Raw genomic sequence first — 15,378 nt, 5'->3', positions numbered from 1 at the left:
CCAGCGGGATCGTCACCAGGCCCGGCTGCGTGAAGGGGGTCAGGGCGTCGGCCGGATCCAGGCCGTAGACCTTCTCGAAGGTGTCGCTGGAGAGCAGGATCCAGGCCAGCGAACTGAGCATCCCCACCGTCACGCCGGCGATCACGCCGCGGGCGGTCGTGCCCTTCCAGAACAGGATGCAGACCAGCGCCGGCAGGTTGGCGCTGGCCGCCACGCTGAACGCCCAGCCGACCAGATAACTGACGTTCATCCCCTGAAAGGCGATCCCCAATCCGATCGCGATCAGCCCCACGGCCACGCTGGCGAACTTCGCCACGCGGACCTGCTGATTCTCGTCCATCTCGATCCCCAGGCCGTGGGTCATCAGGTCGTGCGACACGGCGCCGGCGCTGGCGAGGATCAGGCCGCTGACGGTCCCCAGCACCGTGGTGAAGGCCACGGCGCTGATGCAGGCGAACAACCACTCGCCGAAGGTCCGGGCCAACAGCGGGGCGGCCATGTTGCTGTCGGTGGGGTCGAGGGCGCCGCTGGTCATCGCGCCCAAGCCGATAAACAGCGTCAGGACGTAGAAAAACCCGATGACGATGATCCCCACGATCGTCGATTTGCGGGCCGCCGCGGCGTCCTTGACGGTGTAATACCGAATCAAGATATGCGGCAGGCTGGCGGTGCCGCAGAACAGGGCCAGCATCAAGGACAGGAAGTTGATCTTGCCGAGCAGTTCGTCGGATTTGATGTCGGCGAACTTGGGGTGGTTGCCGGGGGTGAGGAGCGTGCGGCCGGCGACGGGGGTTTCCGTGATCACCGCGGCGTCCGGGTCGAGATTCGGCGATTCGAGGGGCGGCGGCCCGTCGACGGTCCGCGGCAGCATCATCTCGCCCTCGCCGAAGGCGCGGAGATATTCGACCGGGCCGAGCGAGCCCTCCGGCGGCACGGCCGTGGAGCTGGTATAGCGTCCCAGCGGCATCGATTCGTCCTCGCCGAGCGGTTGGATCCTCGCCCAAGGGGGGGCCGAGACGGAGATTTCCACCGCGGAGCCGTCCTCCGAGACCGCGTACGTCGTCGGGTAAGGGCTGCCCGTCTCGTTCAATCCCCGCCACAGCACCATCCCCACCAGGATCGTGCTGAATACCACCAGCAACCCGCCTTTAATAAACTGCACCCAGGTCGTGGAGACCATCCCCGCGGTCGTCACGATCGCGATCACCACCCCGCCGACCAGCGTCACGCCGGCCCAGTGCGGCAGGCCCAGCAGCGGGGTGACCAGCGCCCCGGCGCCGACCATCTGCGGGATCAGATAGAACACGCTGACGGCCAGCGTGCTCAGCCCCGCGGCGATCTTGATGCCCTTGGAATTGAACTTGGCGTCGAGCGCGTCCGCGAAGGTGAACTTGCCGAGCCGCTTCATCGGCTCGGCGATCACGAACAGCGCCACCACCCAGCCGGCCAGAAAGCCGATACTATACAGGAAGCCGTCGTAGCCGTAGAAGGCGATCATCCCGCAGATGCCCAGGAAGCTCGCCGCGGAGAGATAATCCCCCGCGAAGGCCACGCCGTTGACGAACCACGGGATCTGCCCGTGGGCGGCGAAATAGCCGCTGGCGCCCTTGGTGCGTTTGCCCAGCCACCAAGACAAAATCAACGTCCCGGCCACGAACAGCCCGAAGATGACGACGGCGGTGAGGGAGGCTTCGTGCTGCATTCTTGAGGGGCGAGGAGAAAGGCGTAAGGCGTAAGTGGGAATAATCCCGCAGACCGGGGAGACGTTGCGTTCAGGACTGTCGCCTTACGCCTCGCCCCTTTCGCCTTGCAACTCGTCACGCGCCATAACCCCATATAAAACCGCCAGAAACACCGCGAAGGCGATCAGTCCGAACCCGGTCCAGACGCTCGCCGGCACCCCGCCCCACAGCACGCCCATCCAATCGACCCAGAACGCACTGACCAGCACGAAGCTCGCGTACAGCGACGTATAAACCGCGAACAATACCAGCCCCAGCTTGGCGTTATACGTCAACAACTCCTCCGGCGGCGGAACCCAATCCGGAGCGGCGGACGCGGCCGGGTCGGCGGAGGACGGAATCCCCGGTCCCGGATCGGCGGGCAGCGGGGCAGGGCTGTCGGAGGACATCGGAACGAACGCATACGAGGGGCGGGGCCGCAGTGTGCGGCCCCGCCTGTCGCTTCGCCACTCACTCCGACCCGCGGGACGGCGATTCGCCGGCTTGCGGGGCGGGAGGGACGGACGACCCGCAACCTCAGGCGGCCGGGTCCAGCGCCACCTTCATCCAGCCGGCTTTGCGCTCGTCGAATTGCTTGTACGCGGTGATCGCGTCCGTCAATTCGTCCTGCACAGTGAGGATGTCCGTCGGCCGCACGCGGCCGGCCTGCACCAGTTCCACGAGCCTTGGGATGTAATGCCGATGATGGCAGTTGCCCATGTTCATGGTGAGGTTTTTGTTCATAGCCTGACCGATGGGAAACACCATCGCCGTCGGCGGGTAGACGCCGATGATCGACAGCGCCCCGGCCTTCGCCAATCCCTCGACCGCCCATCGCAACACCTGGCTGGGCGCCTGGCCGGGCACCCAGTCGCCGGCGCTGCGGTCGCCGTCCGGCTGAGCGTTCGGGGCGGCCTTGCGGACTTCGAGGCGGAACTCCTGCGCCAGCTTGTCGGCCTCCGCCTTGGCGGGGCCGGCGGTCGGGGGTTCGGCGTCCACGCCCACGGCGTCGATCGCGCAGTCCACGCCGATGCCGCCGGTCAGCTCTTTGATCGCCTGAACCGGGTCTTCTTCATTGAAGTTGATGACCTCCGCCCCGCGATCGCGGGCTTTGGCGAGGCGATCCGGCACGCAGTCCACGGCGAGCACCCGGCCGGCGCCCATCAATTGGGCGGACAGAATCGCGAACATCCCGACCGGCCCGCAGCCGAACACGCAGACGGTGTCGCCCGGTTCGACGCCCGCCATCTCCGCCCCGAAGTAACCGGTGGGGAAGATGTCGGAGATCAGAATCGCCTGATCGTCGGTCACCGCTTCGCCGAGCTTTACCAGCCCCGTGGCGGCGTGGGGGATGCGGGCGTACTCGGCCTGCAACCCGTCGAACGGGCCGCTGCTCGTCGGACCGCCGTAGAAGGCGGTGCCGGCGTCCTTCCCGTTGGGGTTCGCCTCGTCGCACTGGGCCTGATAGCCGCTGCGGCAGTAGGAACAGTGGCCGCAGGCGATGGTGGAGGGAATGACGACGCGATCCCCGACGGACAGGTTCCGCACGTTCTTGCCGACCTCCTCCACCACGCCGACGCCTTCATGCCCGAGGATCGTGCCAGCCTGCATGCCGGGCATCGTGCCGCGGACGAAGTGCAGATCCGTCCCGCAGATCGCGCTGGCGGTCAGCCGAACGATCGCGTCGGTGGGTTCCTGGATCGTGGGATCGGAGACGGTGTCGAGACGAATGTCGCCGATGTCATGCCAAACGACGGCTTTCATGGGAGCGCTCGGTGGGGGGAAACGAACGGAGCGAGGGGAGCCTCGATCGTTTCGCCCGCAGCGTCAGAGCGGCACGGGAATCGCGCCGGTCGCCGTGCGGGGCCTTCACCGGCGGACATTCCCCACTGAAAGACGGGTACGCTGACGGAGTGACGCCGTGCCTCCCCCTCGCCGCCGCCCTGCTCTTCGCCCTGAATCCCGGCGCCGAACCCGGTGCTGGAACGGGCCCCGACGAAACGCTGCCGGACGCCTTCCCCGCGAACGGTCTGCCGGTGCTGTGGGAGGCGGACTTCGGGCAGGGCTACAGCGGTTTCGCCGCCTCCGCGGACGGCGAAACGCTGTTCACGCAGGGTCAGACCCTGCTGGGGCAGTCCGTCATCGCCCTCGACGCCGCGACCGGGGAGACGCGTTGGGAACGCCGCACGGCGAACGCCTGGAACCCCGCCGGCCTCTATCCCGGCCCGCGCTCCACGCCGTTGGTGCATGGCGAACGGGTCTACTACACGGAGCCGCACGGCACGATCGGCTGCTTGAACGCCGCGACCGGGGCGGTCGTTTGGCGGTTCAGCCTCTATGAACGCTTCGCCGCGGAGGAGGTGGAGTTCGGCTACTCCTGCCCGCCGGTTCTCGCTGACGGTCGCCTGTTTCTACCGGTCGGGGGCGACGACGCGGCGATGGTCGCGCTCGACCCGCGGACGGGGCAGACGATCTGGCACGCCGGCGCCGACCAAGCCAGCCACTGCCCGGCGATCCCGATCGAGTTGGACGGGCGACCGCTGGTTCTCGGCTATCTACGCAATGCCCTCGTCGCCTTCGATCGGCAGACGGGGGAGCAATTGTGGCGGGAGCGGCTCTCCGACGGCTACGACGAACACGCTGCCCTGCCGATCTATCGAGAGCCGCACCTGTGGATCAGCGGACCGTTCCGAGCGGGGTCGGAATTGTTCGAGGTCACGAACGACCCGCCCGGCGTCCGGCAGATCTGGGTGAGCGACCTGCTGAGCAACGACGTGTGCAGCTCCGTCCTCGTCGGCGACAGCCTGTACGGATTCGATATCCAGGACGTGCAGGCGAAGCCGCATCGGCCCAGCCGCGGAGCGTTTCGCTGCGTGGACTTCCTCACCGGCGAGGAACGCTGGACCGTGGGCACGATGAAGGCTCGCCGCGAAGCGGAGCCGGAGGCGATCGGTCAGAGCACGATCCTCGTGGCAGCGGGGGCGAACGGGGAACCGCGGTTGCTGATGCTCAACGATTCCGGCCAGCTGATCCTCGCCGCCGCAAACCCGGAGCGATACGAGGAACTGGGTCGCACGCCGCTGCTGCCGGGCGCGGTGGTCTGGACGAAGCCGCTGTTGAATCGCAGCGTGCTGTTCGCCCGCCATCAGGACCGGGCCGTCGCCGTGCGAGTCACCGACGGCCCGGAGAGAGACAACAGAGAGTCGGCGACTCCCGCAGACTCCCGTACCACTGGCGACCTGACTCCCCCGCGGCAATGGACGGCCACCGTCCTCCCGGCGGAGCCGGAATACATGATGGACGCCCCCACCCGCACGATGCTGCGGGACTGGTTCGTCCTCTGCGTCGGGCTGCTGTGGGCCAGCGCCGCCCTCGCTTTGGGGTTCGCGGGGACGTTCGGCCGAGCATCAGCTCGCCCGTTCGCCAGTCGTTTTCGGCTGTGGTGGCCGCCGCTGGCGTTTCTTCTCGGCGCCGCGGGGACGACGGCGATCGGGCACGCCTTCGGCTCGTTCCAGTTCACCTGGCCGTTGGCGTTGCACGCGGCGCTGTGGGCCACGGCGTTGATCGCGACCCGGGCGAAGGCGCGGCGAACGGACGACGTGGCCGTGGTCGCGCTGGCGGCGCTGTTCGGGCTGTACTATTGGCTTTGTAAGCGGTTGGGGCTGGCGTTCGAGTGGTCGTTCCTCGCCGGCCCGCCCGCTGCGGCGCCGTTTGTCCTGCTGGTTCGCCGTTGGTCGAAGAACGAGCGACCCGGCGCGGGCTGGAACGTAATCGCGATCGAGATCATTTGCGGCACGCTGGGGTTCGCCGCAAGCTACGGCGTCGGCTGCGGCCTGCTGTGGTGGCGGTACGGGTGAGAACCGCGGGTTTCCGTCCTTAGTTCGCGGGATCGTTCTGCGTCACCGTCAGGGTGAGAGCCACGGCGTCGCCGCTGTGCCCGGCGATCAATGCGGGGCGTCCCAGTTGCACCGGCAGCGCGGTCTGCACGTTGAACGTCTGCATCCCCGGGGGCGTTTCGTCCTCGGCGCCCGCGGCGTCCGCGGGGCGTTCCGGGCGAGAGACCTCGTAGTTCAGCGCGACTTCGTAGGCGCCGCGTTGCGGCATGACCGTCGCCTCCACCATCGTGCCGAAATGCGTCGCGCTGAAACTCTTCACCGGTTCTCCTCGACCGGCGAACGTACGCCCGGTGACGACATAGGCGGTGCGACCGAACTGCGCTTGGGCCTTTTGCCTGACCGAAGCGGTCAGTCGCACGGAATCCGTCACGGCCGCCCCGTCGCCGGACTTCAACCGCTCCAGAATCTCCGCCGCGGTCGCCGTCGGCGCGGGCGGCGAGTCGAGCCGGTATTCCGTCACGACGATCTGGAACCGCGCCGGCACGTCGTCGCGAGTCGGCGACGGAATCAGGTCGGCGGCCGTTTCGGTGTCGGCCGAACCCTCTTGCGCCGGGAGCGAACCGACCGGTCCAGGGATGGCGAGGAGGCCGATCGCGCACAGCGTCAGGACGGCCGGGAAAGCGGTCTTCGTCATCGTCGAGGCCCTTCAGACAGCTTGGAAATGCGGGGAAACGGCGGGCGGCGGGGCGCCCGACCGACGCCTCACTGTCGGCCGGCGCCCCCGCCTCCACAAGAGGGCGCCCGTTCGCGGGCATGGAACGCGGGACTTCGGCTGACGTTGCCCCGACGCGTCGAATAGAGTGCCGGCATGACCGCCGCCGCCGACGCCCTCCGCACCGCTCTCAAAAATCGCACCGCCCGGGTGGGCGTGATCGGGTTGGGGTACGTCGGCCTGCCGCTGTTGGACGCCTTTATCAACGCCGGCTTCAAGACGATCGGGTTCGACGTCGACCGCAAGAAGGTCGACGCCCTGCTGGCCGGCCGCAGCTATATCAAGCACGTGCCCGGCTCGAAAATCGAAGGCTGGCTGCGGGAGGGAGCCTTCGAGCCGACGGACGATTTCGTCCGTCTGAACGAACCGGACGTGCTGCTGATCTGCGTTCCCACCCCGCTGACCGACGCCCGCGATCCGGACCTCTCCTACGTCGAAAGCAGCGCCCGCGCGATCGCCAAAGCGCTGCGTCCGGGGCAGCTGGTGGCGCTCGAAAGCACGACCTACCCCGGCACCACCCGCGACGTGCTGCTGCCGATTCTCGCCGAGAGCGGCCTAAAGCCGGGCGAGGATTATTTCCTCGCTTACAGCCCCGAACGCGAAGACCCCGGCAACCCCGATTATACGGCCGCCGGCATCCCCAAGGTCGTCGGCGGGCTGGACGAACTCAGCGGCGAACTCGCCTGCCTGCTGTACGAAGCGGCGGTGGTGAAGGTGATCCCGGTCGGTTCGCCGGAGGTCGCGGAGGCCTGCAAAATTCTGGAGAACACCTACCGGGCGGTGAATATCGCGTTGGTCAACGAATTGAAGGTCTTATTGGACCGCATGAACGTCGACGTCTGGGAGGTGATCGACGCGGCCAAAACGAAGCCGTTCGGCTTCCAAGCGTTCTATCCCGGCCCCGGGCTGGGCGGGCACTGCATCCCGATCGACCCGTTTTATCTCACCTGGCTGGCCCGTCGGCAGGGGTTGAACACGCGGTTTATCGAACTCGCCGGCGAGGTGAACACCTCGATGCCGGAATACGTCGTCGGCAAGGTCGTGACGGCCCTGAACGACGCGAGCAAACCGGTCCGCGGCAGCAAGATCTGCGTGCTGGGACTGGCGTATAAAAAGAACGTCGACGACAGCCGTGAGAGCCCCAGCTTTGAATTGATGGACCGCCTGCGGGACATGGGCGCCGAGTTGTCGTATCACGACCCGCACGTCGCGACGATGCCCACGAAGCGGGATTACGACTTCCCCCCGCTGCACAGCACGCCGCTGACGCCGGAGTTTTTGCGGTCGCTCGATTGCGCCCTGATCGCGACGAATCACGACGCGGTCGATTACGAGGAACTCGTCCGTCACGCCCCGCTGGTCGTCGACACCCGCGGCGCCACCCGCGGCCTGGAATCGCTGGGCACGGTGGTCAAGGCGTAGAGAGGTTGGGCACGGCAGCCTGTCACCGCAACCACGCGAGGTTTCGCCACTCCGCCGCGGGTTCGGATCGCGTGAACAAATTGGCGGGCGCCGCGGCAGGGTCGAGATTTGCGACGTTCACCGTATGGCGTTCGTACCACCACCGGCCACAGTCCATGCCAGTATTCCGAAGGTTATAAACCGCTCTTGCCCACTGCCCAGGAAGAACCACCAGTTCAGGCTCCGGGTCGGGACCGGGGTGGTACAGGTTACCCCTACCCCGGCGAGGGACGCCGGCTCGCCAGTCGATTTGCAGCGTTACGTCACTGCCGGATCGCGAAATCATGGCGTTGCCCAAACGAACGGCGGCCTCCGCCCCAAGCGCCTCTAAAGATTCAGTGAGCGGTGCGGCGAACCCATTACGTTCCCCGAACCGCACTTGATGCAGTCGAGTCGTGTGCAATCCGTCGTACCGCGGCCGGTCTGGCGGAAGCAACAACGCCTCCGGCACACAGTTGCGAGCGACCGCGCCGGGACCACCGCGACTCGCTTTGGTCCAGCCCACGTCGATATGCTGCACGATCATCCCTCCCCCTCCATCGCCGCCAGGGCGGCGGCGGCGGCGGCTTGTTCGGCGGCCTTCTTCGTGCCGCCGACGCCCGGCATGTAGCGTTCGCCGGCGATCACGGCGCGGACGGTGAACGTGCGAGCGTGATCGGGGCCGCCGATCTCCAGCATCTCATAGCTCGGCGGGCCATGGCCGGCGGTTTGGGCGAGATGTTGCAGCCGGCTCTTGTAGTTCACGCCGTCCGCCCCCCGGCGTGCATCCGGCGCGCCGCCTAGCGGCGACGGCGAACCGGGGAGAGCATGGGAGGGAGGCGGCGCCGGGTCGTTTTCCGCGGCGTCGAGCAACCGGTTCACGCAGTCGCGGGCCGCCTCCCAGCCGCCGTCGAGATACACCCCGGCGATCACCGCCTCCATCGCGTTGCTCAGCACGCTGCGGGGCACCCGGCCCGGCCGCCCGGTGGCCCGCTGGGCGCCCGCGAGCCCCTTGCCGGTGCGGATCAGCGGTTCCAATTCCAACCGATCCGCCAGCAGGGCGCAATTGCGGCGGGAGACGAGGGCGCTTTTGAGCTTCGTCAGTTCCCCCTCCGGCAGATCCGGCCGGGCGACGTACAGCCGTTCGCACACCGCGGCGCCGAGGATCGCATCGCCCAAAAACTCGAGCCGTTCGTTCGAGTCCAGCGAGGTGCGGGCGATCGACGAGTGCGTCAAACACCGCTTTAACAGCGCCCGATCGCGGAACACATGACCGAGGGCGGCTTCGAGAGCGGCGGTGTCCGGGGCGTTCGGCAAAGCGAATGGGAAGGGCGGAAGGCGGAGGGGCGCGATCATACCGACCGCCCCGCGGGTTCTGCCTTCCGCAGTCCGTCCTCCGCGTAGTATGCCGATCCCGTGACTGAAACCGCCTACCTCAACCTGATCTCCGGCCGCACGCGCGGGCCGCTCGCGGCGGCGGCGCGGCTCGCCCTGCTATCGGCGACGCTGCCGTACGGAATCGCGATGCGGCTCCGCAATCGGGCGTTCGATTCGGGGTGGAAGCGCACGCACGACGCCGGGGCGCCGGTGATTTCCGTGGGAAACCTGACCTGCGGCGGAACCGGCAAAACGCCGATCGTCGCCGACCTCTGTCTTCGTCTGAAGGCCGCCGGCAAGCGGCCGGCGACCCTCTCCCGTGGCTATAAGGCACTGCCGGGCGAGGGGGCGAACGACGAGAAGCTGCTGCTGGACGCCTTGATGCCCGGCATCCCGCAGGTGCAGAACCCGGACCGCGTCGCCGGGGCGGCGCTCGCCTTGCGGGAGCATCGGGCGGACTGCCTGGTGCTGGACGACGGCTTCCAACATCGCCGGTTGGGCCGCGACCTCGATGTGGCGCTGATCGACGCGACGGCTCCCTTCGGCCCCGGCAGCCTGAACCGGCCGAACTGCCGCGGTCGCCTGCTGCCCGCCGGCCTGCTGCGGGAGGGCATCGGCTCGCTCCGGCGGGCGGGATTGATCCTGCTGACCCGCTGCGACGCCGTCAGCGACGACGACCGGGCCGCCGTGGAAACCGCCCTTTCCGATCACGTGGGGGACACGCCGGTCGTCCCCGTGGCCTTCACGCCGGCGTCGCTGGTGCAGGTGGACGGTCGCACGGTTTCCCTCGATCGCGTCCGCGGGCGCACGGTGGGGGCGTTCTGCGGCATCGGCAACCCGGCCGGCTTCCGGGCCACGCTGGAGGGGCTGGGCACGGAGATCGTCTCGTTCGAACCGCGCCCCGATCACCACGCCCACACCCCCGCCGACCTCGACGCGATTCTGCGGCGGGCGGCGGCGGCGGGAGGGCAGGCCGTGCTCTGCACGGAGAAAGACCTCGTGAAGCTGCGGACCGCGGCGTTCGCAGGGTTCAATCCCTCGCTGCCGATCCTCGCCGTGCGGATCGCCGCGACCTATCCGCACGGGGATGAAGAGGTGACCGCGGCCCTGACGCAGGCCGTGGGAACCTCCGTCGCCGCGCCGCTTGCTGGATCGGGAAGCGCAACCGCCGAGCCGCCCCGAGCCGCGCTTCGCTGGGCGGCGTAAGCGAAACGCGCCGGGCGATTGACCCCGAACCCGCGGCGACCTATCGTGTCCGCCGGTTCGCCGCCCTCGTCGCGAGTTTGTTTCGCGACGAGGACGGTGGAACACCCGGACGCGTAGATCAGTTGGTTAGATCGCCACGTTGACATCGTGGAGGTCGGCAGTTCGAGTCTGCCCGCGTCCACTCATTGTCCGCGTTCCCCACGACTTGTCCGTGCGGGCGCCGGGATGAGCATCACGACCGCGGGGAGCTTCGGCTCCCCGCGGTCGTTTTTCATTGTCTGAGGCCGGGGGGGGGCGCCAGGAATCGGAGCCGTTCGCCTCGCCGGACAGCGGCTCACATCGACCGGCGGTACTCGCCCGGAGTCATGCCCGTGGTTCGGCGGAACTGCCGCGAGAACGCGCTTTGATCGGCATAGCCGACCTCCAAAGCGATCGCGGCGATCGCGGAGTCCGTCGACGTGAGTCTCCGGCAGGCGAGGTCGATCCGCTGCTTCAGGAGCCATTGGCCGCTATTCAGGCCGAACGCGATCTTCATGCGTCGATCCAGCTGATACCGCGAAAGCTCCGCCACCTGAGCCATCTGAAGCACGTTGACCGGCTCGGCGAGTCGCCGTGAGGCGAACGCGACAGCTTCGGCGATGTGGCGATAATCCTCGCCGGACTCGTTCGGGTGGGTGAGATCCCGCGAGAAGCCGACGATTCCGGCCGCCCCCCCGCCCCGCGCGCTCAGCGGATATTTATCGGTGAGGCACCAGCCGACGCTGCGATTCGCGTAGTGGTGTCGCTCCAACTTGCCGATGAGCGGCTTCTCCGAACGCAGGATCGCCCGGTCCTGCACGGTGAACCGGCGCCCAAGCGGCGGGGGGAACACCTCTTCCGCGGTCCGGCCGAGCATTTCCGAGCGCCGCCGAACTCCGCACCGTTCCATAAGCGTTTCGTTGGCGGCGACATAGCGGCACTCCGCGTCCTTGATAAAGTAAACGACGTCCTGGAAGCGGTCGAAGATCGACTCCGCCGTAAACGGTTCGGCGAGGCTGGCGAGAAGCGCGGCGAGGGGTTCGTGGGACGTCACCGTTTGATTGTGCGCATTTTGGAGCGTCGAGTCGAGAATGTGTCAAGATGGGCCGGGTGGGTTGATCTAAACTCGCACATGTTGCGCATTTCGCCCCTTCCCTTCCCTCTCTCTTGAGAGAACGAATCATGCATCCCTCATCCGACCGCGCCGCGCCGCAGCCGCAGCGGCGCCGATCTGGGTTCACGCTGATCGAACTGCTGGTGGTCATTGCCATCATCGCGATCCTGGTCAGCCTGCTTCTTCCGGCCGTCCAGCAGGCCCGCGAAGCCGCTCGCCGAGCGCAGTGCCAGAACAACCTGAAGCAGCTCGGGCTGGCGATGCACAACTACCACAGCACCTGGAAGACGTTCCCCGCCGCCACGGGCGGCATCGCGGCCCCGGGCGGCGGATTCTCCGGCCCTCGCGGGACGGTCGGAGACTGGAGCATGTTCCCGATGCTGGCTCCGCAACTGGATGAAACCGCGTATTGGGGCCAGATCAGCCAGCCCCTCACGACGTACAACACCGACGGCAGCGTGAACAACGAATTCGTCCCCTTCGGGATGTGGCCGAACGTCAACACCAGCAACGGTTACCCGCCGTTCGCCTACCAGTTCAAGACGCTCATCTGCCCCTCCGACGGCACCGAGGCCGAGGGAAGCGCCAACACGAACTACGGCGTGAACTGGGGCGACAACGGCCAGGTGATCACCTACGACCGCAATTACGTCTCGAAGAACAAACGTTCCTGCCGCGGCATGGCCGCCGGTCAGATCGGTTTCGCCTCCGACGGTCTGGCGAGAGCGACGCATTTCGGCATCACGTCGATCAAAGACGGGACCACGAACACGATTCTGTTCGGAGAGATTGGTCGCGGGGACGACAACTCCTTCCAGGCAGCGGTCGCCCAGGTGGACTCCCTGGCGGTCTTCGATTCCGGCACGGCGAAGGGTTACGAGAACCCCAAGCGCGACTGCCTCGACATCGCGACCGCCACCACCACGCCGGGCATCTATCAAACCGCCAGCGGCGTGTCGGCGGTGCATAACGAGCGCGGCAGGAACTACGCGATGGGATATCCCTCGCTCACCGGGTTCATGACGATCCTTCCGCCGAACGGACCCTCCTGCGCCACGGGCAACTGGGGCGGCGCCCGCTACGGCTATTCGGGCGGCGGGATCTACACCGCCGGCAGTTATCACTCCGGCGGCGTGCAGGTGACGCTGGCCGACGGATCCGTGAAATTCATCTCCGAGACGGTCGACGCCGGCGACCCCTCCCTGCCCAACGCCACCTCGGGACCGTCGAACTACGGCACTTGGGGCGCCTTGGGCACCCGCAGCGGCGGCGAAGTGGTGAACGACGCGTTCTGAAACAGGTCGTCAGCGTCGACGAGCCGCGAATGCGAACATCCGCCCCGGTCGAACCGCACGGTTCGACCGGGGCGTTTTCGTAGGCGTCCGAGCCCGGCTCTATTCACGGTGCGGCTTCCGGAAACGAAAACGCCGCCCGCCGGGTTCCGGCGGGCGGCGCTTATTTGATCGACGTTCGTTCGTTCGCCGGTCCCCCAAATGACTGCCGGGGGAGATCGTTACTGCAGCGGCGGCGGCTGGGTCGGGTTATCAGGCGCCTCCATCAATTCCGGCGGTCCCTCCTCGCCGGGATCGACCATCCCGCTCTCCCCTTCGCCGGAGCAGCCGATCGGCAGCAGCGCGGCGGACAGCGCCACGACCGCGGCGGCGATCCGCGGCGTCAGCGCCTTCCAGGACAGAAAACGCGGAGACTTCATACCGGCAGCTCTCAGGAAGGTTGTGAGACAAAGTGGACCGGGACTTGCCGGTCCGAGACGGGCGTGCAGATTATCATTGAGCCGCCGCGAAACCAACGTGAAGGCCGTCTTGAGACGGTTTCAATACGGAACGATCAGCGCCGCGACGACCGGCTCGCTGCTCTCCGTTAATCGACTAATCGACGACCGGCCAGCTCGATTCGGCCCGTTGGAGAACCTCCGGGTATTTCGCGTCCGTGTCGCCGACGTCTGCCCGCAGGGCGTTCAAGCGGTCGCGGAGGTTGCGGGCGACGGAGGCGTAATTCGGGTCGGCGATGACGTTGTGCTGCTCTTCGGGATCTTCGTTCAGGTCGTACAGTTCCCAGTACGGCTCGACCTTCTCCGGCAGGGCGCCGCGGGCGTCGAGGGGGAGGCCGTAGAAGAAGGCGAGTTTATAATCCGGCGTCCGCACCCCGTAATGGGCGGGCACGTCGTGGTGCGTCATGTTCATCCAGTACCGGTAATAGGCCTCCTCCGGCCGATCCTGCTCCTCCCCGCGCAACAGCGGGGCGAAGCTCGTCCCGTCCATCCCGTCTTCGCCGGGACCGGTCGGGGCCGCGACGCCCGCGAGGTCCAGCAGCGTGGGGGCGTAATCGACGTTGCCGACGAACGCGTCCTCCGTGGAACCGGGGGCCGGCGCCGCGGGGAACTGCGCCCGGAAGGACTCCGGCAGGCGCACGATCAGCGGGATCCGCAGCGATTCCTCGTACATCCAGCGTTTATCGATCAGGTCGTGTTCGCCCAGCATGAAGCCCTGGTCGGAGGTATAGAAGATAATCGTATTCTCCAGCTCGCCGGTCTCGCGGAGGTGGTCGATCAGCTTCGCGAAGTTGTCATCCAAGCCGCGGACGGTGCGGAGGTATTTCGTCAGGTAACGGCGATAGGACTCGCCGGTGTAGTCCTCCGCGGAGAGCGACGGATCGACGAACATATGGTGCCCCATGTTGCGGCGTTCGTTCCGCGGGCCGACGGAGGTGCCGTATTGCGGGCGCCCGATCGGTCCGAAGCCCTCGCGGTTGCGGAGGGACGCGGGTTCGGGGATCTCGGCGTTCTCATAAAGGAAGTCGTACTGTTCCGCGTTTTGAAAGTTGTCGTGCGGCGCCTTGAAGTGGTGCATCAGGAAGAACGGCTTGCCCTTGGCTTTGCGGTTCTTCAACCACTTCAGGGACAGCTCCGTGATCGCCTCGGAGGAGTGGATGCCGTCGTAGCGGTTGAATTGAAACTCGTTCTGCGGCCACGGCTTCGGTCCCCTCACGCGGAACGTGGGGTTGTGATACTGCCCCTGCCCCGGGAGAACCGTATAGAAGTCGAACGCGGCCGGCTCCTCCTTGAGGTGCCACTTGCCGACCATCGCCGTCTCGTAGCCGGCCTCTTTCATCATCCGGGCCAACGTCTGCCGCTTCGGCGGGAGACCGCCGTTGAGCGTGCGGACGCCGTGACGATGGGCGTGCTGGCCGGTCATCACCGTGGCCCGGGCCGGCACGCAGATGCTGTTGCCGCAGAACGCGTTCGTGAACCGCACGCCTTCCGCGGCGAGGCGATCGAGGTTCGGCGTGGGGTTCAGCCCCGCCAACCGTCCGCCGTACGCCCCGATCGCGTGAGCCGCGTGATCGTCGGACATGACGTACAGGATGTTCGGCTGCCGCGGCGTAGCGGATTCGTCCGCGCACGTCGCCGGAGCGGAGGCTCCGAACGTGAGGAGTGCGGCGAGGAACATCGAGCGGCGGGCGAGCGGCATCATCGGAGCGGGCGAGCGGCGGGAAGCGGAATGACCGAATCTACCGCCGCTCGCCCGTCAGAACGAATGCAACGGCGCTTCCTTCGGCGTTGAGCCCCGCGGAGGCGCCGCCGGAGCTTGAGGAAGACTCGACTGCCTGCGTTCACCGAGGTCGTGAGCGAGTTCAGTCGGCCGAGCGACGGCGACGCTCCGCACGGAGCGAAGCGGCGGGCAAGGCGGCGGGCGCTTCGACCGCATTTCGTCCTCGACAGCCCGTTTCGCCCTCGCCTGAGGCAGGGATGCGTCGCGGATGCGCATGGGCCGTTCTATATGACGTTTTGTCCGCCCGAATCGCTCAAAAACCGTCGCTGAGCGACGGGCTTCTCCTGTCCAACCTTTGCGCCGGCGGCCAAGAATGTCTTCTCCG

Annotated in this window: 12 protein-coding genes and 1 tRNA gene; 5 read left to right on the top strand and 8 right to left on the bottom strand. The window is 67.2% G+C overall.

Features of this window, described 5'->3' with window-relative positions; genetic code table 11:
* The 3 genes from LzC2_RS06765 to LzC2_RS06755 all read right to left on the bottom strand — a co-directional run.
* On the bottom strand, positions 1 to 1,702 hold a 1,702-nt coding region (locus LzC2_RS06765), incomplete at its 3' end, for a sodium/solute symporter (RefSeq protein WP_246254820.1).
* Positions 1,703 to 1,786: 84 nt separating this feature from the next.
* Positions 1,787 to 2,131: a DUF485 domain-containing protein gene (locus tag LzC2_RS06760; protein WP_171185113.1), complete on the bottom strand. Its 345-nt coding sequence runs from the start codon at positions 2,129 to 2,131 to the stop codon at positions 1,787 to 1,789.
* Between the two features lie 127 nt (positions 2,132 to 2,258).
* Entirely contained in the window at positions 2,259 to 3,485 is a 1,227-nt protein-coding gene (locus LzC2_RS06755) for a zinc-dependent alcohol dehydrogenase (protein ID WP_171185111.1), read from the bottom strand.
* A 149-nt stretch (positions 3,486 to 3,634) separates the two neighbouring features.
* On the opposite strand from LzC2_RS06755, the gene LzC2_RS06750 reads away from it, so the two are divergent.
* A complete protein-coding gene (locus LzC2_RS06750; protein ID WP_171185109.1) occupies positions 3,635 to 5,578 on the top strand; it encodes a PQQ-binding-like beta-propeller repeat protein in 1,944 nt (647 codons plus the stop codon).
* A gap of 19 nt (positions 5,579 to 5,597) precedes the next feature.
* On the opposite strand, the gene LzC2_RS06745 is transcribed toward LzC2_RS06750, so the two are convergent.
* A complete protein-coding gene (locus LzC2_RS06745) occupies positions 5,598 to 6,251 on the bottom strand; it encodes a hypothetical protein (protein WP_171185107.1) in 654 nt (217 codons plus the stop codon).
* 174 nt (positions 6,252 to 6,425) lie between these two features.
* On the opposite strand from LzC2_RS06745, the gene LzC2_RS06740 reads away from it, so the two are divergent.
* On the top strand, positions 6,426 to 7,751 hold the full coding sequence (locus tag LzC2_RS06740) for a nucleotide sugar dehydrogenase (RefSeq protein WP_171185105.1): 1,326 nt from the start codon (positions 6,426 to 6,428) through the stop codon (positions 7,749 to 7,751).
* A gap of 561 nt (positions 7,752 to 8,312) precedes the next feature.
* On the opposite strand, the gene LzC2_RS06735 is transcribed toward LzC2_RS06740, so the two are convergent.
* On the bottom strand, positions 8,313 to 9,125 hold the full coding sequence (locus LzC2_RS06735; RefSeq protein ID WP_171185103.1) for a ribonuclease III family protein: 813 nt from the start codon (positions 9,123 to 9,125) through the stop codon (positions 8,313 to 8,315).
* Positions 9,126 to 9,185: 60 nt separating this feature from the next.
* Between LzC2_RS06735 and lpxK the strand changes: the two genes are divergently transcribed.
* Both lpxK and LzC2_RS06725 read left to right on the top strand, forming a co-directional pair.
* Positions 9,186 to 10,352: a tetraacyldisaccharide 4'-kinase gene (gene lpxK, locus LzC2_RS06730; protein WP_171185101.1), complete on the top strand. Its 1,167-nt coding sequence runs from the start codon at positions 9,186 to 9,188 to the stop codon at positions 10,350 to 10,352.
* Positions 10,353 to 10,459: 107 nt separating this feature from the next.
* Positions 10,460 to 10,533, top strand: a tRNA-Val gene (locus LzC2_RS06725).
* 153 nt (positions 10,534 to 10,686) lie between these two features.
* On the opposite strand, the gene LzC2_RS22785 is transcribed toward LzC2_RS06725, so the two are convergent.
* Entirely contained in the window at positions 10,687 to 11,424 is a 738-nt protein-coding gene (locus LzC2_RS22785; protein WP_171185099.1) for an AraC family transcriptional regulator, read from the bottom strand.
* 128 nt (positions 11,425 to 11,552) lie between these two features.
* On the opposite strand from LzC2_RS22785, the gene LzC2_RS06715 reads away from it, so the two are divergent.
* The gene (locus tag LzC2_RS06715) at positions 11,553 to 12,779 is read left to right on the top strand and encodes a DUF1559 domain-containing protein (protein WP_171185097.1); all 1,227 of its coding nucleotides are present in this window, start codon (positions 11,553 to 11,555) and stop codon (positions 12,777 to 12,779) included.
* A gap of 218 nt (positions 12,780 to 12,997) precedes the next feature.
* On the opposite strand, the gene LzC2_RS06710 is transcribed toward LzC2_RS06715, so the two are convergent.
* Positions 12,998 to 13,195 (bottom strand): hypothetical protein, encoded by a 198-nt coding sequence (locus tag LzC2_RS06710; RefSeq protein ID WP_171185095.1) that lies wholly within the window; start codon positions 13,193 to 13,195, stop codon positions 12,998 to 13,000.
* A gap of 175 nt (positions 13,196 to 13,370) precedes the next feature.
* Positions 13,371 to 14,972, bottom strand: a complete 1,602-nt coding sequence (locus LzC2_RS06705) for a sulfatase family protein (protein WP_246254819.1) — start codon at positions 14,970 to 14,972, stop codon at positions 13,371 to 13,373.
* Positions 14,973 to 15,378 lie beyond the last annotated feature (406 nt).

Origin of the sequence: Alienimonas chondri (assembly GCF_013036045.1) — a bacterium.
GTDB classification, from domain to species: Bacteria; Planctomycetota; Planctomycetia; order Planctomycetales; family Planctomycetaceae; genus Alienimonas; species Alienimonas chondri.
The sequence above is the reverse complement of the archived record's forward strand: the minus strand, read 5'-3'. Positions and strand labels throughout refer to the sequence as shown.

Bases quoted from the DNA above. Each gene is read 5' to 3' on its own strand.
- LzC2_RS06705 (WP_246254819.1), bottom strand. From the start codon at position 14,972: ATGCCGCTCGCCCGCCGCTCGATGTTCCTCGCCGCACTCCTCACGTTC.
- LzC2_RS06715 (WP_171185097.1), top strand. From the start codon at position 11,553: ATGCATCCCTCATCCGACCGCGCCGCGCCGCAGCCGCAGCGGCGCCGA.
- LzC2_RS06745 (WP_171185107.1), bottom strand. From the start codon at position 6,251: ATGACGAAGACCGCTTTCCCGGCCGTCCTGACGCTGTGCGCGATCGGC.
- LzC2_RS06755 (WP_171185111.1), bottom strand. From the start codon at position 3,485: ATGAAAGCCGTCGTTTGGCATGACATCGGCGACATTCGTCTCGACACC.
- LzC2_RS06735 (WP_171185103.1), bottom strand. From the start codon at position 9,125: ATGATCGCGCCCCTCCGCCTTCCGCCCTTCCCATTCGCTTTGCCGAAC.
- LzC2_RS06760 (WP_171185113.1), bottom strand. From the start codon at position 2,131: ATGTCCTCCGACAGCCCTGCCCCGCTGCCCGCCGATCCGGGACCGGGG.
- LzC2_RS06710 (WP_171185095.1), bottom strand. From the start codon at position 13,195: ATGAAGTCTCCGCGTTTTCTGTCCTGGAAGGCGCTGACGCCGCGGATC.
- LzC2_RS06740 (WP_171185105.1), top strand. From the start codon at position 6,426: ATGACCGCCGCCGCCGACGCCCTCCGCACCGCTCTCAAAAATCGCACC.